Raw genomic sequence first — 26,192 nt, forward strand, 5'->3', positions numbered from 1 at the left:
ACGGACACGACAGCAGCTCAAGGAATTGAGGGATGATAGCGACAGATGACCTTCATGCCCCCCAGGGGGAATCTCCAGCCTTCGATCTATCGGCCTATTTAACCCAGCAAGCCGTGCTGGTAGAAGCAGCCCTAGATCGTTCCCTCCCACTCACCTATCCAGAAAAGATTTATGAGGCGATGCGCTACTCGCTGTTGGCTGGAGGAAAGCGCCTGCGTCCCATCCTTTGTCTTGCTAGCTGTACTTTGATGGGTGGAAGCGTGGAAATGGCGATGCCAACAGCCTGCGCCCTGGAAATGATTCATACGATGTCGTTGATTCACGATGATTTACCAGCGATGGACAACGACGACTATCGGCGGGGCAAGCCCACAAATCACAAGGTTTATGGTGAAGATATTGCGATTCTGGCTGGGGATGGTTTGTTGTCTTATGCCTTTGAATTTATTGCTACCCAGACCCAAAACGTACCAGCAGAACGGGTATTGCAGGTAATTGCTCGTTTAGGTCGCGCTGTGGGCGCGGCAGGGTTGGTTGGCGGTCAAGTTGTTGACCTGGAATCGGAAGGAAAGCCGGATATATCTCTGGAAACGCTTAACTTTATCCACACCCACAAAACTGGTGCTTTGTTGGAAGCTTGTGTGGTTTGCGGTGGCGTTTTGGCAGGTAGTAGTGAATCGGACTTGCAACGGCTGTCTCGCTATGCCGAGAATATCGGGTTGGCGTTTCAGATTGTAGATGACATTCTGGATATCACGGCAACGGCTGAGGAGTTGGGGAAAACTGCGGGTAAGGATTTGCAAGCTCAAAAGGCAACTTTTCCCAGCCTGTGGGGACTGGAGGAATCTAGAAGACAAGCCCAACAACTGATTGATGCGGCAAAGGCTGAACTTGAACCGTTTGGGGAGAGGGCAATACCGCTGAGTGCGATCGCAGATTTTATTATCTCCCGCACTAACTAAAAATTTTCCTTGTCTTTGAGCGCAAATCACGAACTTAGTTATTAGTAGCAGGCGAAGCCGCGAACCGAATGCATGACTTTAACCACATCCTAAATAACCAGGTGCTGATGGTTGCTCTCCTGGCTTGTTTAATTGCACAAGCATCTAAGCTTGTCATCGAACTGGCCAAAAATCGCAAATTTAATTTTCGCGTTTTAGTCACAACTGGGGGAATGCCTAGCTCGCATTCAGCATTGGTAACAGCCTTAGCAACTGGTGTCGGACAGACGGTGGGATGGGACAGCGCCGAGTTTGCGATCGCTACCATTTTTGCCATCATTGTTATGTACGACGCCGCTGGCGTCCGTCAGGCTGCTGGCAAGCAAGCCCGCATTCTCAACCAAATCATTGATGAGTTTTTTCAGGAAAAACCAGAGTTTAATGAAGCCCGCCTTAAAGAGTTACTGGGACACACACCCGTTCAGGTAATTGTAGGCTCGATATTGGGCGTGGCGATTTCTTGGTTAGCTGGCCCCGCTTATTAAAAGTAAAAAGTGAAAAGTAAAAAGGCAAAAGAAAGAATTTTATCTTTTGCCTTTTTATTTTATCTGCTAAAAATTAACAGCAGGTCTAATCAGGGTGACTTTGCGACTATCGACTATCATCACCAAGAAATTACGATCGCTCAACCTCTGTAAAATAGAATTCGCTTCAGTCTGGTTAGTTGTATAACTCGCCAGCAAATAAGGGCGCTGTGCGTATGAAGCCAGCCCTACATTTGCTCCTAACAACTGACGCACCTGAATTGCCACTTCTGGCCTGTTGGAGTAATCTACCAAAACAGCATAACCAGCTCCCAAAGCTTGAGGGTTATAGGCTTGTGCAGCCGGGGTAGGGGGTGGCTCTGCGGGTCGAGCGACGGACGCCTCTAATCCAACAATTTCATTGACAAAACGCGCCCAACCGTTGGCATCCTCAACAGTTCTCAAGCCACTAATGCGAGTGACAATATTGTTCAAATATCTACAAACGCTAGTCTTGGTGTTTGCAGGCAAAGTGCGTTGCAGTTGTTCCTGACGCTCCCTTGTCTCGCTGACCACCAACACCAAATACTCACCGCGCTGCGGCGGCTGGCATTGCTGCGGCGGCGCTTGAGCTACTACAAAGTCTACTGCAACAGTCAATCCGGCAGCTGTTACCAGAGCCGAACCCAGTAGGGGCCGCATAATTGATGCCCACGTTAAGGTCAAAAACCCTTTCACACCACTTTGACGCATGACCTTTCTGAGCTATGAGTAAGGAATTAATTATGCATTCTAAGGCTAATTGTCAATTCTGTTAATACCTCCCTTTACTGATAGTTGATTTCTACTCTACACAGCAATTGAATTAGCCAACGCTAAAACTCTCTTAGATATGATGTTTTAGCAGTCAATAGCCAATCAAAAATGCTTTCTAGCTCTGAGACATAGCTAAGGATGCGATCGCATCGGGAATGGTCGGGGACGGAGCCTGAAATTCTCCCGTCGTAGCGAACTCCACCCGCAGTTTTAAAAAGGTAATGAATTGAGAATTTGTGGAAATTACAGCAGCAGCAGGTTGGGGACATTTAGCCTTAATTTCTGCCATTTCCGGTGCCTCCAGAAAAGCTGGTTGCTTTACTAACCAAAAATCAATTTCTTTTTCTTGTTCGTGATAGTTGCGCCTGCGTTCTTTCAGCACTTCTTCCAAGGGTTCTTCTTCAAGCAAAAAGCGTTGACTAGCCAAAATGTAGTAGTAAGTTTTCATGGGTTAATGTTGAGTGGTGACTTGTAGAGACGCGATAAATCGCGTCTGAATGTTAACTTGTAGAGACGTGGGCGATCGCCTCAGAATTTTGAGTATTGAATTACCAAAAAATACTCATAACTCATATGAGTAACTCAAAACTCATAACTCTCCCCGCATGGCTTGTTTCATCTCTCGAACTGCTCTTTCGATACCTACAAGAGCCGCCCGACTGATGATAGTATGGCCAATGTTTAATTCTTCCATACCTGGTAGGGAAGCAACGGGGTAGACGTTCCAGTAAGTGAGGCCGTGACCTGCGTTGACGCGAATGCCAGCAGCGATCGCTTGTTCGCAACCTTTGGCTAAATAGGTTAATTCTTTGTGGCGACTGGTTTCATCAGTTGCTTCGGCATAGCGACCCGTATGCAGTTCAATAAACTTTGCCTTGATAATAGCAGCAGTTCTAATCTGGTCTGCATCAGCATCGATAAATAAGCTGACTGGGATGCCAGCGTCTTGCAATTTGGTGACAACAGATGTCATTTTATCGACTTGACCCGCAACATCTAAACCGCCTTCGGTTGTTACTTCTTCTCGTTTTTCTGGGACGAGAGTGACGTAATCGGGTTTGATGTCTAAAGCGATCGCTACCATTTCATCAGTAGCCGCCATCTCCAGATTGAGATGAGTCCGCACCGTCTGCCGCAATAATCGCACATCCCTATCTTGAATGTGCCGCCTGTCTTCGCGCAAATGCACGGTAATGCCATCAGCACCAGCGAGTTCTGCCAACACCGCCGCCGCGACGGGATCTGGTTCGACGGTGCGACGCGCTTGGCGGATGGTGGCGATGTGGTCAATGTTGACGCCGAGTGTAGCCAATCTGAACTTCTCCCTATGCCCTCAAGTCTTCCGCACTTTATCTTACCGGAAAGGCTGGAAGTCTTGCGCGGGTATATAGCGCGATCGCCATTTACAAGCGATCTTTCTCAACTGAGGAGTCAAGGCGCGATCGCTAGCTAAACCACTGTCTTAGAAACTTCTATTTAGGAATTCAAGACATAATTAGGTTGTGACAAACTTATAAAAAATTGGAGGCGCGATCGTGTCAGTTAAACTACTAAAACGCCTATTCACAGTCAAGGAATATCACCAGATGGTTGATGCTGGTATCCTCAATGAGGATGACCGAGTGGAACTCATCGCAGGAGAAATTATTAGGATGTCCCCTATAGGCAGACGCCATGCAGCTTGTGTGAAGTGCTTAAACAAACTATTGTCTCAAAGATTAGGCGATCGCGCCTTGGTAAGCGTGCAAGATCCAGTTCAATTGGATGACTACTCCGAACCCCAGCCTGACTTAGCATTGCTTGCACCACGCGCCGATTTTTACGAATCAGGACATCCCCAGCCAGATGATATTTTGCTAGTAATTGAAGTAGCAGATACCACAGTTGAATCTGACAGAGATGTAAAAATTCCTAACTATGCTCAAAGCGGCATTTGTGAAGTGTGGCTGGTAAATATTAACGAGCAATGCGTTGAAGTTTACCTGATGCCTGCACCCAATGGCTATATAAATGTGCAGAAGTTCTACCGGGGTCAATGTCTTTCCCCTCAAGCGTTCCCTGATGTTAATTTAACTGTAGATGAGATACTGGGATAGGGTTGCTGGTGCTTTTGGAGAGCGATCGCCATCTTCATAAAAAGCGCGGTAGCGAAGCCCCGGCAATAGCGATCGCGTTACAACAGTAGAAACCGATAAAATTCATCATTTCTACTAGCTATCATTCCGAATACTCCCATCTGGCATAATGGTGTTGCTAAATATGGCATGACTCAGATTAGCATCATACAAATCGGCTTCGCTGAAGTTAGCGCCAGTCAAATTTGCACCTTCTAAATTGGCTTGAAATAGTCCTGCGCGATACAAGTTAGCACTACTCAAATTAGCTCCACTGAGAGCGGCTCTACTTAGATCGGTTCTGCTTAAATCCGCACCTGACAAATTGGTTTTGTTCAGGTTGACTTTACTTAGTTGAAAACCGCTCATGTTTACACCTTTTAAATAAGCGTCACTCAGATTACGACTACAGTTAATAGCTTTTTTCAGCATCATGTGAGTGAGACTGGGGTATTGGATTGAGTAATCTTTATATTCTGGGTCAAAGTTGCGTACAGGTGCTATTTCTTCTTTTCCCAAAACAACCACATACGCACCACAATTATCAGACGCCTCACCAAAAACGAAAAGCCAGTGCGCGTCCCCTTCATCGCCATAATCAGTAGCAAACCCTCTAGATTTTGCTATTGCTTTTTCCAGCGGTAAAAAATTCTGGGTATCGACGAAAGCTGCCCATCCAAGCCAACCTTCTCTCAGTTCTTGCATCCCATTACGCCACTGGTATAGTTGATAGACTTCTTCTGGTATGCGACAAGAGAAACCTGTGAGTTTTTCATCAATTTGTTCGCGGGTTAAACCGGGTTGCAAAGATGAAGCAATATCGGGTTGATTTTCCAGAAAATAGTCTAAAATTCTATCTAATACTTCTGTCAGAGGTGTTTTGAGTTGGTTTGTTGCGATCGCTTCCTGTGATGGAAAATTAATTGCATCTGTCAGGTTAGCTCCCAAATAGACAGCCTTGGTTAAATTAGCATTACTCAGATTAGCACCGCTCAGGTTAGCTTCATTGAGCAGCGATTGACTGAGGTTAGCATCGCTCAAATCAGCGTTACTAAGATTAGCATTGATTAGGTTAGCTTGATTGAGGTTAGCTTGTATGAAGTTGGCATTACTCAGGTTCGCTTGGTTCAGGTTGGCCCGACTCAGGTTAGCCCCGTTAAGGATAGCTTGAGTAAGATTGACACGGCTCAAATCGGAATCGCTCAGGTTAGCATTACTGAGGTTAGCTTGCTCCAGATTAGCATCAACTAAGATAACATCGCTGAGGTCAGTACCGCTTAAATTAGTACCGCTGAGGTTAGCGCCTTCCAGTTTAGTTCCTTTAAGGTCGGCATCTATCAAATTTTGACCAGTCGCTTGCTGATTGACAATTCGCCACACTAAATAGGATTTGTCTGTTAAACCACTAACATTATCAATTTTTGCTCCAGTCCAGATAACTCCGTTTTGGTTGGTGTTGTTGAGATTTGTGCCGCTTAAATCAGCATTAGTTAAATTAACCTTTGTCAAGTTGCTGCCACTCAAGTTGGCATCAATTAAGTTTGCATTGCTGAGGTTAGCTTTTGTTAAATCAGCATTAATCAAGTTAGCGCCGCTGAGATTAGCATTTGTAAGGTTAACATATTTAAAATTAGTAACACTGAGGTTAGAATTGCTTAAATTGGTATAACTCAAATCTAATTCAGCAAAGGTTTTCCCACTCAAATCGAGTTCGCTCAAGTTGGCACGACTTAACTTTGCACGATACCAATACAAGTTTGCTTCTCGAAAAATTGCGCCCTCTAATTTTGCTCCTTTAAAGTTCGCACCCATGAAGTCGCCAGTTAGTTTAGCATTAGTACAATCGGTGTTGCTGAGGTCAGCATCGCAAGGGCCAGTGCCATTAGCACCAAAGTCAGCATTAGTTAAGTTAGCTCCTTTCAAGTTAGCTTTATTCAGGTGACAAGGGCTAATTTGAGCATCTGTCAAGTCAGCACCGCTGAGGTCAACATCATTTAGGTAGCCGTTCAATCTGGCACCTCTAAGGTTGGCATTTCTCAGATTGGCATTGTTCAGGTTGACATGGCTTAAAATTGCACCACTCAAATTAGCATCGCTTAGATTAACACCACTCAGGTTAATTTCCCCACCCTGAGAACCATAAAATGCAACACCTGAAAAATCTCTTTGCCCTGCTGCGTAGCGTCTGAGCAGTTCATCGCGGTTCATGTCGTTTATCCCTGAATCAATTGACTAATTAGTACAAATATACTATCATGCCTGCAAAAGTCGCGGCGTAATTGCCTGAAAAGGGGGCACAAGAGATGACTGAAGGTTGGCATTCTGAAGCGGCTACAGCCCTAAAAACCACCCCACTAGAACAAGATCGGCAGCAGTTGTGTGACTTAGCTGCCATTGATGCTATTCCTAATTTTCTCGTAGCAGCAATTAACCCAGAAATTCGGGTAGCGATCGCCCAAAACCCCAACACAACCCCTCACCTACTAGCACACTTGGCAAGCGATGAAGATGAGTACGTTCGTGAAGCCGCAGCCGCTAATCCTAACACTCCCGTCGATGCACTAGAACAGCTGGCAAAAGATAGAAATCTGGATGTTCGCACGGCTTTAGTTAAAAATCTCAATACTCCTAGCAAAGCACTAGAACATTTATCGGATGATATTTATGAAAGCATCCGTCGAGCCGTTGCCAAACATCGCAATACACCCGGAAATGTGCGGATAAAGCTGTTAGAAGTCATCCCGCAGCACGTTCAAGAACCTCCCAAGTTAGCGGCTGCGGCAGACCCCAACACGCCTGTAAGTACCTTGGAAGAGTTAGCCAAGAGTCGAGAGATGCGTATCATTAGTAGCGTTGCTGCCAATCCTAGCACCCCTATCAAAACGGTTGAGCAATTAGCAGCAAATGAGGAGTTTTATGTACGTTGCGCTGTAGGTCAAAGTTGCACAATTGTGAGTATTTTGGAACAACTTTCTAGAGACTCTAGGTTTCCTGTCCGCGAATCTGTTGCCAAAAACCCCAATACACCCGTCCATATTTTAGAACGTTTGGCTAAAGATTCTGAATATCACGTCAGTAGCGATGTTAGCCGTAACCCCAAAACACCTGCACTCATTTTGGAGCAGTTAGTAGAACGTCATCCCACTGGTGTAGCAATAAATCCAAATACGGCTGAGGAAACGCTTCGTCGTCTAGCTAACCATCCAAACAACGACCCCCGCAGAGGTGTTGCTAACAATCCCCACACGCCTGCTGACGTGCTAGAGAGGTTGGCAGAAGATAAAGAAGGGGGGACTCGCAAAGCTGTTGCGAAGAATCCTAATACACCAGCAAGTGCGCTGGCAAAACTGGCTGATGATGAAACCAAAATCGGTAATATGGAGACGACCTCCATCACGATTTTAAAATTCTACATACAAGAAGCTGTTGCTCGTAACCCCAACACGCCTGAAGGTGTTTTGCAAAAGTTGGCAGATAGGAAAAATCTGTTTGTCTGTGAAGCGATCGCCCAAAATCCTAAAACTCCTGCAAGCATCTTAGAGCAGTTATCAACAGAGAGTAACCTATCATATCCCTGCACGAAGTTCATCGCACCTAAGACTGTTCCAATCGAACGAACTAACAATTACTCGCGCTACTTATTGGGGGTGCGTATGGCGATCGCTACAAATCTAAATACCCCACAAAGCGTTTTAGATCTGTTGGCAGAAGATGAGGATGAAAAAGTTCGTCTTGCTGCTAAAAAAAACCGCCTTACCGTCCGTGCTAACCTCGCTAAAAACCCAAATACACCTGTCAATGATTTAGAGAAATTTTTGCAGGATGAAAACCAAGATGTGCGTCTAGCAGTTACTCAGCATCCCCAAGGTTTGCCATTATTTCTGACAACTTGTGCAAACTATTCTGCTAACTTTACCCGCTTGGTTGCTCTCTTTCATTCGCAAATTCCTGTTAGTATACTGGAGGAAACCGCTGCTTCGCCATCTTGGTGGGAACGTTACGCGATCGCTCACAACTCTAGTACGCCTGCTGAGATACTTCAACAATTAGCGCAAGACAGGAACCAGATCGTGCAAGTTACTGCCAGCGCAAAACTCCCAACCTAAAACTAGGTTGATACTAGATAATCATGCGATCGCTCCCTAGCCCGCGCAGGCGGGCTTTGTTCGTATAGCCGCGACTTCAGTCGCGCGGGCTATTATCTCCTCAATCTCCCCGATCTCAAAATAGTAATCACCAACCACAACCCCAAAAAACTAGCAGATGCAAACAAAACATTACTAATCAAAGACAACTGATTCGTTTGAGCGCTACTAGAAATAATCGCCGCACCAATAATCAAACAACCCACCACAATACTAAACGAAAGCCTATTAGCCGAATCATCCAAACTGCGGCGCAAAGGGTCAATTTCCTTAATAGTCAAATTCCATTTTAACGTCTCCGAAGTCACCCTATCTAACAACAACTCCGTCAACCGAGGAGATTGCAGCGACAAACTTTTAATATCCAGCGCCGTTCTTAAAAGAGCTTGCAACGGATCTTCTCCAAGTAGCTGACGCCGGAACAAATCTGTCATCAAAGGCTTGATTTCCTCAATCAGATTAAGTTCCGGGTCAAAAATCCTACCCGTTCCCTCCAAATTAGCTAAAGTCTTCGCATACAAACCCAAATTGCTAGGCATCCTGATTTTATTATTCCTAGCAGTTTGCAGCACCTCATAAAATATCTTAGAAAAATTCATCTGCGACAAGCTGAGATTAAAATACTTTCTCAGCATCCGCGCATAATCATTTTCCAAACGAACTAAATTCACCGCACCCGATGAATCAGACAACTGCAAAGTTAGCTGAGTACACCTCTGGGCATCTAAATCGACAATTGCTAACAGCATCTCAGTCAAAATTTGCTGCGTGCGCGGGTCGAGTCGCCCCACCAAACCGCAGTCAATCAGCGCCACGCGACCATCGTCTAGATAAAACAAATTCCCCGGATGCGGGTCAGCATGGAAAAATCCATCAATGTACAATTGCTGAAAGAAAGCGCGTAATAAAAGAGTTGTAATTTCTCGCCTTTGCGTCCTGGGATCTTTACCGTTTTTTGTGACTAAATCTGCCGATAGTAGCGGTACGCCGTGCAGCCACTCCATCACCAGTAACTTTTCTGTCGTAAACTCCCAGTAAATTTCTGGTACTACCAACTGCTTCGGATCGAACCAGCGGCTTTTGGAAAGATTGCGCCGCAACTGGTCGGTGTAACCTGCTTCTTGGGTGAAATCAAGTTCTGCTTGCAGCGCGTTACTAAATTCGTCAGCTATGGAGACAATATCGAAGGTTTGTCCAAAATCTGTCCTCGCTACTAATTCCGCCAAAGTTTTTAGCAGCGAGATATCTTGGGCAACAATAGCATCAATCCCAGGACGCTGAATTTTCAGCGCGACTTCACGACCATCAGCTAAGGTTGCTCTATGGGTCTGTGCGATGGAACCTGCTGCAACTGGTTGAAAATTAATTTTGGCGAAGGTTTCTTCTAGGGGTAGTCGCAGTTGTTGCCTAATGACGATTTCTACCTCTGACCAGGGAACGGGCGGGACTTCTGCTTGTAGAGTAGAAAGGACTTCAATGTAGTCGGCTGGCAGTAGGTCGGGGCGGGTACTCATCAACTGCCCAAGTTTAATATAAACGGGGCCTAAATCCACCAAAATATTACGCAAAACGGCAGGAGTAGGCAATTTTGGTTCGTCAGCTTTGCCGCCCGTCAGCAGCACTCGCATATAGTCCCAACCGTTGCGTAATACTACTTCGATTATGTCTCTCTGTCTAGAAGTGGTTTGGGTTAAGCTAAACATCTCTAAAAGTATGAAGTATGAATTATCGTAATTCTCGTTCGCAGGCTGGAGCCTGCGAACGCCTGTAACTGGGCTGCCGCCTCTATTCCAGGAGGCTAGAGCCTACCGAATCTACATTCCCAAGCGGAAGCCTGGGAATGAGAGCGTATCTCTTATCCTGCTGATTGTTGTAACGTTCAGTAGCGGTGCCTGCCAATGCACCTGGGGAGGAAATTACAGCAGATTTTGCAGGTTGGGGTCATCTTGCAGGGTTTTAAGTACCTGCTTAATTTCTTGGGTGCGTTCTTTGTTGACAATTAGGGTAACGTTGCGATCGCGCACTATCACTACATCCTCCAACCCAATCGTCACAATCACTTCATCCTCACTGCTGGAGTAAAGAATCGCCCCCTTTGTATCTAAACCCACATGCTTGGCTAACTCCACATTCGGCTTATCTCCCTTCAGCAAACGCTCAATCGCATTCCAATCCCCCAAATCATCCCAACTAAACGACGCTGGCAATACATACGCTAGTTGCGTCTTCTCCATCAACGCATAGTCAATACTCTTCTTGGCTAGCTCTGAATAAGCCGCCGCACCTTTTTCTTCCAAAGGCACAATAATCTCTGGCGCGTGGGCGTGCAGTTCCTCTAAAACAACCCCAGCCTGGAAGAAAAACATCCCGCTATTCCAGCTAAAACGGCCAGTTGCCAAAAAATTTTCCGCAGTTTCTCGGTTTGGTTTTTCAGTAAACCGACTCACCCGATAAGCTGGGAGTCCATTAAAACTGCCAATAGATTCACCTTGTTCAATATAGCCGTAGCCAGTCGAAGCATAACTTGGAGTAATCCCCAGAGTCACAATAGCCTTCTGGGATGCAGCCAACTGAGTAGCCGCAGAAATAGTATCTTTAAAAGCTTCTTGGTCGCCAATCCAGTGATCCGCAGGGAAGAAGCAAATAACAGTATTCTCGCCATAGCGCTTGGCAATTTCTAGAGTAGCCCAAGCAACAGCCGGTGCAGTATCGCGTCCTTCCGGTTCCACCAGTAAATTCTCTACGGGCAAAGAAGGTAGCTGTTCTTGCACCCCTTGCGCCAACAGGCTCGACGTTACCACCCAAAGATCGTCATACTTACCACCAGACGAGGGTTCCGTAAGTCGGTCAGCCGTTGCCTGCAAGAGACTCCTGCCGCTACCATCCAAACATAAAAACTGCTTGGGGCGCTGTTTGCGGCTGAGAGGCCAAAACCGTTCCCCTTTGCCACCTGCGAGAATAACGGGTATAAAGTGCATTCTTGTGTCTCCCCAGCCTCAAGCTATAATCCACGTTGAGCTTAAGTATACAAAACGCAATGGTTCATAGTTCATAGTTCATATTTTTAAGTCATCAATGAACAATGAGCAATAAACAATGAGCAAAGGTGTGAGGTGAAGGTGGAAGAAAACGTCGAACAATCTGCAACGAGTAGAGATGTTGCACGCAAAGTCTCTACAGCCGAATTATCTAACGATCTTGGCAATTCCTCAGATGGCGAGGGGGTTATTGAAGATCCCTCCACTATTCCTATCCCGCCACCCCCTAGCGTGGCGGCATCATCGCACAAACGCTCGCACCTCACCGGGAAGTTTTTCTGGACTGCTGCGTTTGTTGTCACGGCGCTGGTTTCTGCGGGTGTGGGAGCATCGCTAGCGCTGCTTACCCCACTAGCATCCTTCGTTGCCCCCCGCCAAGCACAAGGGCAAAACGATGATTTGTGGCGTCATGGCTTTCAGTACCGTCTGGCACGGCCTGTGAATATCCTAGTTATGGGCATTGACCGCGTGCCGGATGTCGCTGATAATTCGCGAGAAATTTTCTCCGGTCGCAGCGATACTATGCTGCTGTTGCGACTAGACCCGACTTCCCAGCAAGACGAGAAACAGACTGATAAAACCAAGAAAGGGTTGGTGAAAATGCTTTCGATTCCACGCGATACCCGCGTGGAATATCCGGGGCTGACTATAGCTAAAATCAACCAGGCGAATGTCGATGGTGGTGCAACTATGGCGGCACGGGTGGTCAGCAACACGCTGAATAATGTGCCGATTGACAGGTATGTGCGCGTCAGCACTGGGGCTTTTCGGGAACTGGTGGACTTGGTGGGCGGGCTGGAAGTATATGTTCCCCATCCGATGCATTATGTGGACGAAACCCAGCATCTAAAAATTGACCTAGAACAAGGTTGGCAAACGCTAAATGGAGACCAGGCGGAGCAGTTTGCTCGGTTCCGTAATGACCAGAATGGCGATATCGGTCGGGTGCAGCGGCAGCAAGGACTGCTCAAGTCTTTGCGGCAGCGTCTCCAGAACCCAACTGTGCTTGCTCGTTTGCCCCAGATTGTGCAGGTGATGTGGAAATATGTTGACACAAACCTCAGCTTGGAAGAAACGCTGGCGCTGGCAAATTTTGGCCTTGGCCTGGAACACGATGACGTGAGAATGGTGATGTTGCCCGGTCGATTCAGCGAAGTCAACGAGTACGCGGCTAGTTATTGGATTATGGACCCGGTGGCGAAAGACCGCGTGATGGGCGAATTTTTCCAAACATCGGCAGTTGCCAAGTCAGTTCCTGAAAATAAGGCACCGAATCTTGTGCGAATTGCCATTCAAAACGCCTCTGGTCAGCCGAACCAGGGCCACAATGTTGCGGAGTATCTGGAAGAAAAGGGTTTTAAGAATGTATATGTGGCGGCGGATTGGCCAGACTTGCAGCGCCAAACTCAAATTATTGTGCAGCAAGGCGATTTTAATGCAGCAAATGTTCTTAAAAAAGTTTTGGGTTTGGGCAAGGTTGAGCCGGATTCGACTGGCGATCTTGAATCTGACCTGACTATTCGGGTGGGCAAAGATTGGATTGGTAAGCAGTTTTGATATAAAAGGGGGAATGGGTTTGGTGAGTTGGAATTCCGGACGCCGGACTGCCAATCCCTATCTCCTTTAAGGGCAGAGTTGTGGGTTAAGGATGCAACCTTTAAGGGCAAAAGCGATTAAAAACTTTTTTGTTCGTTTGCTGGCAATAAGCTTGTTGCTGGGTTTGGCATGGTTCTGGGTGATGTTGTTTGCAACGCCTGCTTTTGCTTAGTTGCGCGATCGCGCCTCTACAATAAGACTGTCTTTGGTGCTGATTTCACCTATCTCTACGCGAGATAAGCTAACTTGCCAGCAGATAATTGGGCTATTGGCTCCCAGTTGAGGACATCCTGCAATAAGGTTTGATATCCGGCTACGTTGGGATGCAGTCCGTCTTCACAAACGTGCTGACGACACCAATTTTCCCCGCGTTGCTGCCATAGTTCAAAAATATCTAAGTAAGGAATTTGCTTTTTCTGACAAGCTAGGCGCGTGGCTTCTTTGTAGCGGTATTGGTCGGCGTGGCTGTAGTAAAAACAATCTAGGAATGGCATTTTCGTTTCATTAACCGGAACCATCCCCACAAATAGGACGGGACAAAGCCTAGAAGCTTGCTCTAGTAGGTTGGCAAGTTCTCCTTTATATACGTCAAACTCAGTAAAATTATTGCCGTTGGGACGGCGCAGGCGTGCGGAATCGTTAACGCCTACGGACAGAATGATGGCATCCGGGACGCGATTTCTGAGTTCGCCGCGATGGCGAAATTCATTTTCTAATCGTTGCGACACTTGCCTCACGCCATCGCCCCGGACGCCTAAATTATATAAAACATGGCCGGGGCTGTCTGGCGACATCCAACGGCGTCGCAGCCGCTCAACCCAGCCGCCGCCTTCAGGATCGCCGAATCCATAGACGATGCTATCTCCCAGTACAACGAGCTTGAGGGGATGGGGATTCGCTTGATGTAACGCCTGGAAAGTAGGTGCAGCAAGTGTTTGCATAGACGGTAATATTCAGCTCCGATGCTTATTCAAGCTTCAAAAATTGTATACCTATCTACACAATTTTAAAAGATTCTTTACCAAGGTCTGCTTAGTTGGGATATGACAGCGCGATCGCCTGCCTTGCTTGGAAGGATAACCAAATTTGTTCGGCAAATTGACTTTACCAAGAATTGTTTTATGATTTTAGCGGGCAAGGGCGCTTGTTGGTGCGCTAGCAAAGCTGTGTTGCTCTTAGCCAATTGTTATCTTATTTTTCTAGGCGTGAAATACGGGCACTGGTGTAGCCGAACTGTAGGCTAATACATTGCTGTCTGAGCCTATTTAGAGCAAATTGATACTAATTATGGAGAAATCCCCCCAACTCATCTTTGTAAGAGGAGCTGGAGGGATTTATAGGGGCTAATAAAGTTTAGCCTTGAAGCTTAGTAGCGGTCAGAGAATCTATCGTTTCTCCGACCACCGCCACCGCCACCGCCGCCGCCACCAAAGGATGAACCTCTGTCTTCGCGGGGCTTCGCTTTGTTAACTTTTAAATCGCGACCCATCCATTCAGCGCCATCAAGGGCTTCAATGGCTGCGGTTTCTTCAGCATCTGTACTCATTTCCACAAAACCAAAGCCGCGCATGCGACCAGTTTCGCGGTCAGTGGGTAGCTGAACCCGCTTGACGGTGCCGTATTCTGCAAAAACACCATTGAGGTCTTCTTGCGTAACTTGGTAGGAAAGATTGCCTACATAAATTGACATAGATTTTCTCCAAAATCAAAACTGTGTAGAGATTTATAGTTCGGAGAGAAGCCTGTCAAGACCAAAAGGAAAATGCCTGTCAATACTAAGAACAAACGCTGCAACCGAATTAACTCTCATGCACGATTTTAGCACGGTCTGGAGCCATGAGGCGGAGAACTAGAAAATTGTTACAAAACGCAACATTATGGATTTTGAAGTGGTAGAGAGCGATCGCTCCTTCCCCATACTATTCCACCAACAAAGCGGGAACCTGGTTCTAAGGCAAATAGTTTTAAGTAATAATACTCAGCTTGTATGCAGTTTTACCAGGAATTATATAGAAAGATTGTTTAGTCAAATAGATCAGGGCTTCCCCGGTATCAATTAATGCCATCAGAATGGGAGGATTCCTGCTCAAAGTTTTAGCTTTATTTTTGCTTTCACTTTGGAACAGCGACTGTGCGTGCTTAAACGAACCTTACTCAGACGTGTTGCAACATAACAGGATCTAGGGAGCGATAATTTAACGTCCGCCGCATATGAGATGCAGGAAATTTAAAGATTGTGTGAAGTTAGTGTAAATTTTCAGCTATATTACGCATAAATACTTATCCTGTTTGGTATATAAAAGCTGATAATCAAATAGGGGCTGGTGTTTGTTAGCGGAGGGGATCGCCATGTTGACCAATTCTGGGGGCGACAATAGTCTAAGTACAGCTAAGGGTTTAAATATAACTCCCACTACTAAGACGTTTGCAGACTATGTGGGAGTATTGGATGCGAATGATTACTACAGCTTTACCCTTAGCGGTCGGAGCAGCTTCAATCTAGGACTTGATGGTTTAAGTGCAGATGCAGATGTAGCAATTCTCAACAGTACTGGAGAGTTGATTGCAAGTTCAACTCAGAGAGGAACAACCGCTGAAATTATCAATACCGATCTCGATAGCGGTAGTTTTTATATACATGTCTATTCACACGTTGGAGAAGCTGTTTATAATCTGAGTTTATCGGCAAACTCTGCCCCATCATCACTGCAATTTAATACATCAAAGAGCAGCTATAAGACGGGGGAAAGTGTTAGCCTTGCAAGTGCATGGGTGTATGACAAGAATGGATATAGCGACCTGTCAAAAATAGATTTTTGGTTGCAGAAAGACGGCGGAGCTTGGCAAGATATCAGTGACGCTACCAGTTTTACAGCCTACAGCGGTGATGCAAATTGGGGCGGCTTCACTTACGATTTGAGCGGGCTTTCTATTGGGAAGTATCAGTTATGGGCTACAGCCTACGATGCTAGTGGAGCCTTCAGTAATAGCGTACAGAAAGAGTTTAGTGTTGTTGAGAATATTAAGCCATCGTCACTGCAATTCAATATATCCAAGAGTACTTATACACCGGGCGAAACTGTTAGTCTAACAGATGCTTGGGTGTATGATGGCAATGGCTTCAGCGACCTTTCAAAAGTAGATGTTTGGTTGCAGAAGGATGGCGGAGCTTGGCAGGATATCAGTGACGCTACCAGTTTTACACCCTACAGCGGCGATGCAAATTGGGGGGGCTTCAACTACAGTTTGGCCAATTTAGCGATAGGTAACTATCAGTTATGGGCAGTTGCCTACGACTCGTCAGGAACTTACAGTGATAGCGTACAGAAGGGCTTTAGTATTGGTGACTGGTTTGACCAAAACATTCAAGATGCCAGTCTTCGTGTAGAAGGTAGATCGCGGTTTGCAGACGGAAGTTTAGACCGCAATGATATGATTGCGATCTTTACTGATGCAAAGGACGGTAGTGTAGTAGATGCAACTGAGCTAACGGATCTCAGAACATTAGTCAGCAACACTAGCTATATAGCAATTCCAGACTACGTGCGGGTTTTGTCTAATAAAATTGCCAACGGAAATACGGCTAATGCGTATTATCAGGGTGGCGCTTTAGGGAACTTGTATGCTGGCAGCAGCGACACTCACCTTGAGAATCTAATTAACAAGTGGTTCCGAGGGAGCGATCGCCCGACTGCACCATCTGGATTTACCATGACTTATGAGTATAATTCAGGCAGTTTGTTCGGTAGCGATGGAACGTTTAGCTATACAGATATTATCCAAGGTTACTTGGGAGATTGTTACTTCCTTGCTGCTTTGGGAGCTAATGCTGTACAACGTCCATCGACGATCTCTAATATGTTTATTGACAACGGAGATGGGACTTTTACAGTACGTCTCTATGGTCAGAATGGCGGAACTGTAACGACTGCTGCTGATTATGTGACTGTTGACAGATATCTCCCAACAAATGTCTCAGATGGTATATATTCTGGACAGATATTTGCCAACTACGATAATGCAAATGTAGGGTTGTGGGTAGGGTTAGCAGAAAAAGCATACTCCCAGTTTGCCGAGCAAGGTTTGACTCAAAGTATTGCTGAGTCTAATGGTTACGTTCCCAACAGTTATGGCAGCATTGAAACGGGGTGGAGTTTCCGCGTAATGCCTTCTATTTCAGGTATTAATGGAGGTTATTACTCTGATATAAACTACACTAATTTTGGTAATTACCTGGGAAGTTTCCTAAGCTTGTCAGACATTGCTAGTAAGATAGCAAGTGGGGTGGCGATCGTGGGAGGTACAATTGCTAAACCTAGCGATAATTCCCCAGATGTTGACCCTAAATCTGGCATTGTCTACAGCCATGAATACATAATTCTCAGTGCCGATACAACTACTGGGATGCTGACCATGTACAACCCTTGGGCAGATACGAGCGCGGAGACAGGCGACAATGCAGGTTACAAGACGATTTCTTACAACGACTTTAAAACTTACTTCAATTTGGTTCAAGTTGCTTAATAATTAAAGTCGGAACTAACTTTTTAAAGCTGCGTCTTGTCACTACAAAACGCAGCTTTAAAATTAGGAAGGAAATGAATGCTAGATAGTTTTTTATTAATGAGCTTGGCGCTGGGTGATGTTAATAAATTAAGTTTGTACATATCGCCTGCGGACAATCAAATATCTGCCTCACAAAATAGTAGAAAAAAGATAATTTCTGAGGACACAAGTCAAAATTACCCTGCAAGCAAAATGATTGTTACTCAGCCTCTTAGTCTTCAGATTTGGCAAGACGATCCTAGACTAATTCCTCCAGGCGATCGCTCAATGGCAAAGCGTCCAATTGGCTTTGCCCAATTAAACTGGACATTTGAAAATAAAAGCAAACAGCCTATTATTCTGAAATTGCAAACAATAGAGGTGCGGTCTATAGGTTATAAACAAGCATTAATGTCGATACCTGGGAGAGATTTAACCCTTAACCCTTTGGAAATTTCTCCACAGCGCTACCAGCTTTCTAATCTAGAAGGGTATGGAAATTTAGAGCGAGTAGAAGCTGTTGTAATTTACGAGTTAGATGGTCGTAATTACACTTTGCGTTCTTCTCCCGTCAATGTGAGTAAGCCGTCACCTTAAAGGGTGCGGCTATACATACAAAGACCGCGCAGGCGGCTTAATCACCCGTACCGATATGTGAGTATGAGGCAGAATTAATCTTATCTGGAACGCTATTCGTGGTTCATAACAATTTTGTAGTAGCAATCAACAATGAACCATGAACAATCAACTTACCTCACTGAAAATGCTTCGCTAAAGCGGCGAGTTACAGGCTCAATTAGGAAGGTGAGGACGGATTTATTACCAGTCACAATTTCTCCACTAGCTGACATACCTGGAGTAAATGCTACCTGTTTACCCCGCACCTCGATTGAGTGTTTGCTGAGCTTAATTCTAGTGGGGAAAACTAAGCCTAGTTCTTTGTCAGTAATTGAATTGGGGCTAACTTTAACAACCGTACCATCAACAGTGCCAAATTCTTGAAAGGGAAAAGTTGCCATCTTGACTTTGGCTTTCATTCCCTCACGGATAAAGCCAATATCACGGTTGAGGACTTTAACTTCTAGCATCAGCTCTTCCCCTTCTGGAAGAATGGATAACAATTCTTCGCCGGACTGTACTGGCCCCTTGGTTGCCTTGACGCTGTAAACTGTACCAGTAAATGGTGATGTGATGGTTTCGACTTGTCGCTGTTTTTTGGCCTGCTCTAGCTGACCTTCAACGCTAGCCAGTTCTTCTTTGCGCTTGTTTAGAGTGGTTAAGATTTCGCTCTGGCGTTCAGATGTCAAACGAGCGGCTTGATTGCTAGCAGCTTTATATGCTAGTTCTGCTTGCCGAATTTCTTGCTGTTGCGCGGCTGCATCTTTGGTTAAGGATTCTACTTTGTCTCGCGCTTCAGTAACTTTGTTTTGAGCGTTAACGATCTCGTCTCTAGCTCTAGTAAGGTCTGTGGTAGCTCTATTTACTCTTTCTTGTGCATCAATGTAATCGACTCTAGGGATTGCACCGTTTTCCGGAGATATGAGGGTGCGTAGTCCCTTTTCCCTTTGTTGAGCAAGCGCGAGGTTGGTTTCGGCTTTGGGGAGGATGCTTCTAACGTTGGCGAGGTTGCTTTGTGCGTTGGCGAGGTTAATTCTGGCGTTGGCGGTGTTTTCTTGCAGACGGGTTAGCCGAACTTTGGCACCGTTTATTGCGGCAATTTGGCGATTTGCTTCTGCGATCGCGGCTGCTCTTTTTGCATCATATTCTTGCAAACGTGAAGTTAGCAACTGGTCTTGTAAGGTGGTTCCGGCTGTTCCTTTGCCACTTCGTTCTGCTTCCAGACGACTCAAGTCTTGCTTAATTAACTCGGCTGATTTTGCTAGGCGGTCAACTTCGGCTTGTGGTATATCTGGGTCGCGTTCTATTAGTATGTCGTCTTTTTTAACGCGATCGCCTTCTGTGACTTTTACCGTTTTTATCGTACCCCCACCGAGCGATCGCACTGGTCGTACTTGCGCCGATGGTATTAATTCACCAGGCGCAACAGCCACTTCATCTACTTTGCTGTAGTGCGCCCATCCAATCGCGCCAAATACTAAAAGGCTAATAGTTCCCGATAACAACCGCGTGTAAATTGGCGGTAATTCTTGTACTGCTTTACCCAACTCAAAGGATAAGTAATCCTCTGGATTGGCAAATTGCTGTCTGGTTTGACGAGTTTGAGCGGGGGACGAACTAAGGGGCGATCGCATCATCGATTTTAGATTTTATATGTTAGATTTTGCGGAGGTTGCAGTTTCTCCCTTCCGCTGATTAGGTATAGTGAACCAAGTTTCACGTTCTTTAAGCAATTAACCTATCGCCATTTTACTCAATCTATCCGATACTTTCTATTTACCTGGCGCTTCAGGCGCGAGCAAAATCCAAAATCTAAAATTGCCTTAAGCCTCTGGTTTCCACACGGGTTCGGAACCGTGTCCCCAGAAGCCATCAAATTTGGTAACTTTGACATCGCCTAACACCTGGGTTTGACAGGCTAATCGGCGATCGCTCGTGGGAGAATGGGGAGGAAGCGATCGCCGCGCTTTATCTTTCCAATTTGGTTCGTTGACTTCGCCTTCTACAAGGACTGCACACGTGCCGCAAGTGCCAATTCCCATGCAGTTTATAATTTTGGCGTTGTTGTTGTAGAGTTCGATGCCATTGTCCATCAAAACTTTGCGAAGATTTGACTGGCGATCGCACATCATAGTTTTACCTTGTGCTGTCACTTTTGGCATAATGTTTTATCCAACGACTCCGCTAATCAATTGTCTTTAATTTATTTATTTTTACACTTCTTTACAAAATAGGATTATAAATCCTCTGCCCAGACTCCGGACTTTGGACTCTGGACTCCTGACTATTGACTCTCCCACTCTCCCCATGACTTCAGATAAATCAAACCGAATTTGGATTTACGATACGACGCTGCGCGATGGTGCCCAACGCGAAGGGCTATCGCTATCCCTCGAAGATAAGTTGCGAATTGCCCGAAAGTTAGACCAGATGGGCGTTCCATTTATTGAGGGGGGATGGCCTGGGGCGAATCCCAAGGATGTACAATTTTTCTGGCAACTGCAAGAGCAACCCCTAACTCAGGCGGAAGTTGTGGCGTTTTGTTCTACCCGACGACCGGGAATGCGGGCGGCTGAGGATTCGCTGCTGCAAGCAATTCTGACGGCGGGGACTCGCTGGGTGACGATTTTTGGCAAATCGTGGGATTTGCACGTTACAGAGGGTCTGAAGACCAGTTTAGAAGAAAATCTGGCGATGATCGGGGATACGATTGAGTATCTGCGGAGTCAGGGGCGGCGGGTGATTTACGATGCCGAACACTGGTTTGATGGATATAAGCGAAATCCTGAATATGCACTGAAGACGTTAGAAAGCGCGATCGCTGCTGGTGCAGAATGGCTGGTTTTGTGCGACACGAATGGGGGTACTTTACCGCACGAAATCGGTAAAATTTGCCGATTTGTGGTTGAAGCGACTGCTGGAAAAGTGCCAATTGGGATTCATACGCACAATGATTCTGATATGGCGGTAGCGAATGCGATCGCGGCGGTGATGGAAGGTGCGACGATGGTTCAAGGCACGATGAACGGCTACGGCGAACGCTGCGGAAATGCTAATTTGTGTTCTGTAATTCCCAATTTGCAAATTAAGCTGGGTTACGACTGCATCAAAGAAGAGCAACTAGCCAAACTAACAGAATCTAGCCGTTTTATTAGTGAAGTTGTTAATCTCGCGCCAGACGAACACGCTGCATTTGTAGGGTTATCTGCTTTTGCTCATAAGGGTGGAATTCATGTTAGTGCAGTTGAACGCAATCCGCTAACTTACGAACACATTAAGCCAGAGCAAGTTGGTAATATTCGCCGGATTGTAATTTCAGATCAATCTGGTTTAAGCAATATTTTGATCAAAGCCCGTAGCTTTGGGTTGGAGCTAGATAAACAAGACACAAGATGTCGCCAAATCTTGCTACGCCTGAAAGAGTTGGAGAATGATGGCTATCAATTTGAGGCGGCGGAGGCAAGTTTTGACTTGCTGATGCGGGAAGCGCTGGGAAAACGACAGCAGGTTTTTGAACTTAAGCGTTTTCAAGTTCATTGCGACATGGTGCAAGGAACGGAAAGCGGTAATAGCGAGGCGCTGGCTACTGTGAAAGTTGCTGTTAATGGCAAAGATATTTTGGAATCTGCTGAAGGAAATGGCCCAGTCGCGGCGCTGGATGCGGCTTTAAGGAAAGCTTTGGTGAATTTTTATCCAGAAATTGGGGCGTTTCAGCTAACAGATTATAAAGTGAGGATCTTGGATGGAGGCGCGGGGACGCAGGCGAAAACTCGCGTTATGGTGGAGTCGAGTAACGGTTCTCAGCGCTGGACGACTGTAGGGGTATCGAGCAATATTTTGGAAGCTTCTTATCAGGCGGTTGTTGAGGGGATTGAGTATGGTTTGTTGCTGCTGCGATCGCAAGAAAGTTTAGAGCCTGTCAGCGCAGGTTAGAGTTGAGCGAGATGCCTACGGCACGCTTCGCGATCGCACTTTATTGGCTTAGGAGGGTAGGGTGCGATAGCGAAGCATCTTTCAGGCTACAAAATAGCGATCGCGCTTCTACAAAGCGGTAGATATTATTGTTAAAATTACTATCACTTTTCCGCTTTGATAATGAAGATTTACCTAGCGTCCCCCGAAGTCATTCTACCCATAAAAATACCATCCCTTGCTTGTTAGTATTTATCGCATCAATTTCCATTTCCGACTGAAAATTAATCAAGGGAGAATGCTGCCATCTGCGTTGGCGCACCCACATCTGGATCTTCCGTACCCACTGGTAGAAACCGCACCGAATAGCCAAACTGTTCTGCTACTCGATTTGCCCACATTTGAAACTCTTTTCGCGTCCACTCGAAGCGGTGATCTTTATGCCGCAACTTCCCCGCAGGTAAATTCTCAAATTTGACGTTGTATTCTACATTTGGCGTCGTCATCACTACAAAATTTGGTCTAGCAAATTCAAATAATACGCGCTCAAATGAGGCAAGACGCGGCGGATCTAAATGCTCAATTACTTCTATAACAGTGGCAGCATCATATCCACTCAAACGCTTGTCGCGGTAGGTTAGCGAACCTTGAATTAATTTAACGCGATCGCGCTGCATTGCAGGCAACCGATCTAGATGCAACCTTTCTTGTGCAATTTCTAGAGAGCGATAGGACACATCAACGCCTACAATTTCTGTAAAAGTATTTTCTTTCAGCAGTGTCCTTACAAGCCTTCCTTCACCACAACCTAAATCTAGAACTCGTTTGGCGCCAGTTTCCTTAAGTATTGCCAAAACTGTCTCTAGTCGTTGTTGATTCAAGCTGATAGGTTTCTCGACTGCGGCTTCTTCTAGCGCGTGGCTTTCTTCTGCACTATCGGGATCTGGATTATCTTCTTCAACCAACTGTGCTAAGGCTGTCCTAACTAATCGTCCCTGCCGTTTTAAGTAACGTTTAGCGATCGCTTCTTGTTCTGGATGAGATGACAACCATCCTTCACCATGACGCAATAGTTTTTCCACTTCATCGTCATTTATATAGTAGTGTTTGTCATCATCCAAAACTGGGATAAGTACATAAAGATGCGATAAAAGATCTTGCAAGCGGACTGTGTTTTCCAGTTCCACTGTAAAGTAATTGCTCTCTCCCCAATCGGGAAAATTGGCATCCAGTTGGTGATGCTGTGCGGTGACAGTGTAGCCGAGTGGTTCAAACAGCCGCCGCAGAAATGCTTCGCCGCCACGACAGGGTAAAACTGCCAGCTTTGCTGTTAGCGCGATCGCGGTTTCTGCAAGTTGTTGTCTGTTTTTGCAATTGCCTGATAAAGCTGTGCCGAATACTTTGGCGATCGCTACACTTAAAAACGACGACGCCACGTAAGGGCGATCGTTCACATACTGCTCTAGCGCGTATCCTCCCCGCTTTCCCCGCACCAACCCTACCGGATCGATATCCAACAGCAGCGCAGCCGTACAACGTTCTAGACTGGCTTCTGGATAGAATACAGCAGCCTTGCCAAACGAGAGTTCAAACTCCTGACACTTATCGGGATGTTTGTGCAGCAGGTAGCCCAAATCTGTTGCAGGTGCATGAGTCGTTGTGATGCTCAGAAGCATTCCTTGCCACCAATAGTCAATGCTACATATATAATACACTTTTAAGTGTAAGTCGCTATTGCAGTCGCATCCCCCGCGATCGCCTTCTCTTGATTAAAACAATTTTCGGGACTCCAAATGTGCTTCGATTTCTGTACGCGATCGCCATACCGAGCGCAATTGCTTGTTAGCAAATAGCTCTAACTGATCGTTGATATGATTTGAATTGGGTTGTGTTGAGTTGCCGTAAGTTGTCAATACCATTGCCTTAACTGGATTAGAAAACTCGATCGCCGCTACAAATGAATCTCCCCCAATCGCTTGCCGTTGCCCGTCTTTTCCAGGTGCATACCAGACGTTTCTGAATACGCCGAGACCATCGTAACCGCCGTTAGCTGGCAAATTAGTTTTGCCATTCTTAAGGTGAAACGCTTGACCCCAAGGAACATCTAAGGAACCATAAATTAATTGCACTTGGTTAGCCGCAGTTTCGAGTGCGATGACTGCATTAGCAAGATCGTTTATTCCTTTGGGAGTAGTTAAAGGCGCGTTTTCACTCCAAGGCACTGCAAATAAGCGTTTGCGATCTACACTTTCTCTCCAAGTGGCAAACAAAACTGCCCCGCGACTGTCAGCATTAGTATTGCGATCCCATTTTGCTAATACATCAGCCGCTTGTCGTGCTAATTTACTTCCAGACTGACGTGCGGCAGCAATCAAATCATCTATAACTCGATCTGCCAGTTCTACCTTCGTTGAGTGTTTGTATTGGAGCAATTCTGTAAAAGAAATGTTTTTGTCTTCCATCAGCATCCGTGCGGATCGCTGCGATCGCAAACTCATCCCTCCTCGTGGTGCAATATAAGGCGGATAATTGTCAGGATTGATTGCTAGTGGAAATGTGGTTGTCCAAGGCGCATCGTTAGCATTTTGCAACCAGCCGCTAGGAGGATCGACAACGCGAGGCAAATCTTGATAAGGATGGAGTTTTGTCCAAAGTGTGGCAGATGTATCACCAGGAACAACGCCTTGCCAGTATTTAAAATCGCCTCCTGAACGGACTGGAACTTGACCGTTAAACAGGTGCATAATGTGTCCTTCCCGATCTGCATACATCACGGTAAACATAGGGATTTGCAAGCGCTTAAGCGCATTTTCAAACTCGGTTAGATTGTGGGCGCGGGACATATCCCACCACTCTTCTAATCCACCCGGTCGCTCTAAACCAACTACGCGAATGGCGATCGCTTTGTCATCTTTCTGGCTAACAACAGCACCATGAATTGAGCGCTTGATTGGCAGTAACTCTGATTTTAGAGTGCCATCATCCTGCTTAATTTTAATTACTTGCTGTTGCGTTTCAAATGCTTTAACTTTACCGTCCCAAAGATAGCCATTATCTTTTAATTTCAGTTCGTAGGCATCCCAACCATCGTGAGTATTAACAGTGTGCGTCCAACCAAGAAAATCGTTAAAGGCAATCTCTAAAACTGGCAGACCCACTAAAGTTGCGCCGTAAATATCTACCCCTGGCGCTGTTAGTTGTGCCTCATACCAAAGATATAAATCTGACCAAGGTAGGTGGGGATTTGCGAGCAACATTGCTTTTCCATTAGCGGAACGCGAAGGCGCGATCGCCCAACCATTAGAACCTTTTGATTTATCAGCGTTAGCGATACCCGCTACAGTATCCGGATCGACCACGAAAGTAAAATTTAGCACACGTTGGCAGTGGGCTAATATATCTATTCCGGTAACTGGAAGAACTGCTTCAACAGCGTCATCAATCAATTCTGGATGTTCTTTGGCATAGGTGTTAATCCCCTCAGCAAAGGCGTTGAGATTAGCCCGAAATTCTTCGTTTTGAGCTTGATACCACTCTTTGGCGCGTTCCGGGACTCCCATCGTTCGCACCCACCGATCGGATTCTAAATACTCTTTACCCCAATATTCGGCTGCCCGTCCTCTGGACTGACCGTAAAGGCGTAAGATTAAGTCTCCGTGACTGTGCATCTGCGCCCATCCAAAGGCACGGAATAAACCTTTAGTATCTTTGCCGTAAATATGAGGAACGCCGTAGGTATCCCAAAGAATTTCAGTGGGCTTTTGGGCTAAAGCAGGATGATGAGTGGCTGCGATCGCAATAAAAAAGCTTAATCCGAGGATGAATGAAAGAAGGCGGAATGCGAAGCGTTTAGATAAAGTAAAAAACATATTTTTGATTAATGAAACCGCAGATAAACCCACATAAGATGAGTAGATGGTTTTTGCTAAAACTTTGATAGGTG

21 protein-coding genes are annotated in these 26,192 nt (G+C 45.9%); 9 read left to right on the forward strand and 12 right to left on the reverse strand.

From position 1 onward, the window contains the following. Positions 1-32: 32 nt before the first annotated feature. Both crtE and H6F77_RS25090 read left to right on the forward strand, forming a co-directional pair. Entirely contained in the window at positions 33-962 is a 930-nt protein-coding gene (gene crtE / locus H6F77_RS25085) for a geranylgeranyl diphosphate synthase CrtE (RefSeq protein ID WP_190491642.1), read from the forward strand. A 68-nt stretch (positions 963-1,030) separates the two neighbouring features. Next, positions 1,031-1,486: a divergent PAP2 family protein gene (locus tag H6F77_RS25090; RefSeq protein WP_190491643.1), complete on the forward strand. Its 456-nt coding sequence runs from the start codon at positions 1,031-1,033 to the stop codon at positions 1,484-1,486. A gap of 66 nt (positions 1,487-1,552) precedes the next feature. Here the strand turns inward: H6F77_RS25090 and H6F77_RS25095 are convergent, their stop codons facing one another. From H6F77_RS25095 to H6F77_RS25105, 3 genes are all read right to left on the reverse strand, one after another. After that, positions 1,553-2,167: a hypothetical protein gene (locus tag H6F77_RS25095; RefSeq protein ID WP_190491644.1), complete on the reverse strand. Its 615-nt coding sequence runs from the start codon at positions 2,165-2,167 to the stop codon at positions 1,553-1,555. 229 nt (positions 2,168-2,396) lie between these two features. Next, positions 2,397-2,729, reverse strand: a complete 333-nt coding sequence (locus H6F77_RS25100; protein ID WP_190491645.1) for an MgPME-cyclase complex family protein — start codon at positions 2,727-2,729, stop codon at positions 2,397-2,399. A 141-nt stretch (positions 2,730-2,870) separates the two neighbouring features. Next, positions 2,871-3,593 carry a pyridoxine 5'-phosphate synthase gene (locus H6F77_RS25105; protein WP_190491646.1) on the reverse strand — a complete coding sequence of 241 codons (723 nt, stop codon included), beginning with the start codon at positions 3,591-3,593 and terminating at the stop codon, positions 2,871-2,873. A gap of 15 nt (positions 3,594-3,608) precedes the next feature. On the opposite strand from H6F77_RS25105, the gene H6F77_RS28615 reads away from it, so the two are divergent. Both H6F77_RS28615 and H6F77_RS25110 read left to right on the forward strand, forming a co-directional pair. Further along, positions 3,609-3,734: a hypothetical protein gene (locus H6F77_RS28615; RefSeq protein WP_255515877.1), complete on the forward strand. Its 126-nt coding sequence runs from the start codon at positions 3,609-3,611 to the stop codon at positions 3,732-3,734. Between the two features lie 82 nt (positions 3,735-3,816). Continuing rightward, the gene (locus H6F77_RS25110; RefSeq protein ID WP_190491647.1) at positions 3,817-4,377 is read left to right on the forward strand and encodes a Uma2 family endonuclease; all 561 of its coding nucleotides are present in this window, start codon (positions 3,817-3,819) and stop codon (positions 4,375-4,377) included. A 114-nt stretch (positions 4,378-4,491) separates the two neighbouring features. Here the strand turns inward: H6F77_RS25110 and H6F77_RS25115 are convergent, their stop codons facing one another. Then, positions 4,492-6,603: a pentapeptide repeat-containing protein gene (locus tag H6F77_RS25115; protein ID WP_190491648.1), complete on the reverse strand. Its 2,112-nt coding sequence runs from the start codon at positions 6,601-6,603 to the stop codon at positions 4,492-4,494. 95 nt (positions 6,604-6,698) lie between these two features. Between H6F77_RS25115 and H6F77_RS25120 the strand changes: the two genes are divergently transcribed. Further along, positions 6,699-8,501, forward strand: coding sequence for a HEAT repeat domain-containing protein (locus tag H6F77_RS25120; protein ID WP_190491649.1), 1,803 nt, complete (start codon positions 6,699-6,701; stop codon positions 8,499-8,501). A 92-nt stretch (positions 8,502-8,593) separates the two neighbouring features. On the opposite strand, the gene H6F77_RS25125 is transcribed toward H6F77_RS25120, so the two are convergent. After that, positions 8,594-10,243, reverse strand: coding sequence for an ABC1 kinase family protein (locus H6F77_RS25125; protein WP_190491650.1), 1,650 nt, complete (start codon positions 10,241-10,243; stop codon positions 8,594-8,596). A gap of 213 nt (positions 10,244-10,456) precedes the next feature. Beyond that, positions 10,457-11,518, reverse strand: coding sequence for a mannose-1-phosphate guanylyltransferase (locus tag H6F77_RS25130; RefSeq protein WP_190491651.1), 1,062 nt, complete (start codon positions 11,516-11,518; stop codon positions 10,457-10,459). A gap of 141 nt (positions 11,519-11,659) precedes the next feature. On the opposite strand from H6F77_RS25130, the gene H6F77_RS25135 reads away from it, so the two are divergent. Next, complete coding sequence (locus H6F77_RS25135) at positions 11,660-13,135, forward strand: LCP family protein (protein WP_309228920.1); 1,476 nt, start codon at positions 11,660-11,662, stop codon at positions 13,133-13,135. A 266-nt stretch (positions 13,136-13,401) separates the two neighbouring features. Here the strand turns inward: H6F77_RS25135 and H6F77_RS25140 are convergent, their stop codons facing one another. Further along, positions 13,402-14,115: a GDSL-type esterase/lipase family protein gene (locus tag H6F77_RS25140; protein WP_190491652.1), complete on the reverse strand. Its 714-nt coding sequence runs from the start codon at positions 14,113-14,115 to the stop codon at positions 13,402-13,404. Between the two features lie 425 nt (positions 14,116-14,540). Further along, positions 14,541-14,864: an RNA-binding regulator gene (rbp, locus tag H6F77_RS25145; RefSeq protein ID WP_190491653.1), complete on the reverse strand. Its 324-nt coding sequence runs from the start codon at positions 14,862-14,864 to the stop codon at positions 14,541-14,543. A gap of 659 nt (positions 14,865-15,523) precedes the next feature. Here rbp and H6F77_RS25150 point away from each other — a divergent pair. Beyond that, positions 15,524-17,698, forward strand: a complete 2,175-nt coding sequence (locus tag H6F77_RS25150) for a C2 family cysteine protease (protein ID WP_190491654.1) — start codon at positions 15,524-15,526, stop codon at positions 17,696-17,698. 78 nt (positions 17,699-17,776) lie between these two features. Further along, entirely contained in the window at positions 17,777-18,316 is a 540-nt protein-coding gene (locus tag H6F77_RS25155; protein ID WP_190491655.1) for a hypothetical protein, read from the forward strand. 152 nt (positions 18,317-18,468) lie between these two features. Here the strand turns inward: H6F77_RS25155 and H6F77_RS25160 are convergent, their stop codons facing one another. Together H6F77_RS25160 and H6F77_RS25165 are read right to left on the reverse strand one after the other, a co-directional pair. Then, positions 18,469-19,974 (reverse strand): beta-barrel domain-containing protein, encoded by a 1,506-nt coding sequence (locus tag H6F77_RS25160; RefSeq protein ID WP_242022601.1) that lies wholly within the window; start codon positions 19,972-19,974, stop codon positions 18,469-18,471. 186 nt (positions 19,975-20,160) lie between these two features. Beyond that, entirely contained in the window at positions 20,161-20,499 is a 339-nt protein-coding gene (locus tag H6F77_RS25165; protein WP_190491656.1) for a 2Fe-2S iron-sulfur cluster-binding protein, read from the reverse strand. Positions 20,500-20,644: 145 nt separating this feature from the next. On the opposite strand from H6F77_RS25165, the gene cimA reads away from it, so the two are divergent. Next, positions 20,645-22,270: a citramalate synthase gene (cimA, locus tag H6F77_RS25170; protein WP_190491680.1), complete on the forward strand. Its 1,626-nt coding sequence runs from the start codon at positions 20,645-20,647 to the stop codon at positions 22,268-22,270. A gap of 263 nt (positions 22,271-22,533) precedes the next feature. On the opposite strand, the gene H6F77_RS25175 is transcribed toward cimA, so the two are convergent. Both H6F77_RS25175 and H6F77_RS25180 read right to left on the reverse strand, forming a co-directional pair. Next, positions 22,534-23,925 (reverse strand): 3' terminal RNA ribose 2'-O-methyltransferase Hen1, encoded by a 1,392-nt coding sequence (locus H6F77_RS25175; RefSeq protein WP_190491657.1) that lies wholly within the window; start codon positions 23,923-23,925, stop codon positions 22,534-22,536. Between the two features lie 93 nt (positions 23,926-24,018). Beyond that, positions 24,019-26,118: an acylase gene (locus tag H6F77_RS25180; RefSeq protein ID WP_190491658.1), complete on the reverse strand. Its 2,100-nt coding sequence runs from the start codon at positions 26,116-26,118 to the stop codon at positions 24,019-24,021. Positions 26,119-26,192: the final 74 nt, after the last annotated feature.

It is taken from the genome of Microcoleus sp. FACHB-831 (assembly GCF_014695585.1).
Taxonomy (GTDB): Bacteria; Cyanobacteriota; Cyanobacteriia; order Cyanobacteriales; family FACHB-T130; genus FACHB-831.

Bases quoted from the DNA above. Each gene is read 5' to 3' on its own strand.
- crtE (WP_190491642.1), top strand. From the start codon at position 33: ATGATAGCGACAGATGACCTTCATGCCCCCCAGGGGGAATCTCCAGCC.
- H6F77_RS25090 (WP_190491643.1), top strand. From the start codon at position 1,031: ATGCATGACTTTAACCACATCCTAAATAACCAGGTGCTGATGGTTGCT.
- H6F77_RS25095 (WP_190491644.1), bottom strand. From the start codon at position 2,167: ATGCGGCCCCTACTGGGTTCGGCTCTGGTAACAGCTGCCGGATTGACT.
- H6F77_RS25100 (WP_190491645.1), bottom strand. From the start codon at position 2,729: ATGAAAACTTACTACTACATTTTGGCTAGTCAACGCTTTTTGCTTGAA.
- H6F77_RS28615 (WP_255515877.1), top strand. From the start codon at position 3,609: ATGCCCTCAAGTCTTCCGCACTTTATCTTACCGGAAAGGCTGGAAGTC.
- H6F77_RS25115 (WP_190491648.1), bottom strand. From the start codon at position 6,603: ATGAACCGCGATGAACTGCTCAGACGCTACGCAGCAGGGCAAAGAGAT.
- H6F77_RS25120 (WP_190491649.1), top strand. From the start codon at position 6,699: ATGACTGAAGGTTGGCATTCTGAAGCGGCTACAGCCCTAAAAACCACC.
- H6F77_RS25125 (WP_190491650.1), bottom strand. From the start codon at position 10,243: ATGTTTAGCTTAACCCAAACCACTTCTAGACAGAGAGACATAATCGAA.
- H6F77_RS25130 (WP_190491651.1), bottom strand. From the start codon at position 11,518: ATGCACTTTATACCCGTTATTCTCGCAGGTGGCAAAGGGGAACGGTTT.
- H6F77_RS25140 (WP_190491652.1), bottom strand. From the start codon at position 14,115: ATGCAAACACTTGCTGCACCTACTTTCCAGGCGTTACATCAAGCGAAT.
- rbp (WP_190491653.1), bottom strand. From the start codon at position 14,864: ATGTCAATTTATGTAGGCAATCTTTCCTACCAAGTTACGCAAGAAGAC.
- H6F77_RS25150 (WP_190491654.1), top strand. From the start codon at position 15,524: ATGTTGACCAATTCTGGGGGCGACAATAGTCTAAGTACAGCTAAGGGT.
- H6F77_RS25155 (WP_190491655.1), top strand. From the start codon at position 17,777: ATGCTAGATAGTTTTTTATTAATGAGCTTGGCGCTGGGTGATGTTAAT.
- H6F77_RS25160 (WP_242022601.1), bottom strand. From the start codon at position 19,974: ATGATGCGATCGCCCCTTAGTTCGTCCCCCGCTCAAACTCGTCAAACC.
- H6F77_RS25165 (WP_190491656.1), bottom strand. From the start codon at position 20,499: ATGCCAAAAGTGACAGCACAAGGTAAAACTATGATGTGCGATCGCCAG.
- cimA (WP_190491680.1), top strand. From the start codon at position 20,645: ATGACTTCAGATAAATCAAACCGAATTTGGATTTACGATACGACGCTG.
- H6F77_RS25175 (WP_190491657.1), bottom strand. From the start codon at position 23,925: ATGCTTCTGAGCATCACAACGACTCATGCACCTGCAACAGATTTGGGC.
- H6F77_RS25180 (WP_190491658.1), bottom strand. From the start codon at position 26,118: ATGTTTTTTACTTTATCTAAACGCTTCGCATTCCGCCTTCTTTCATTC.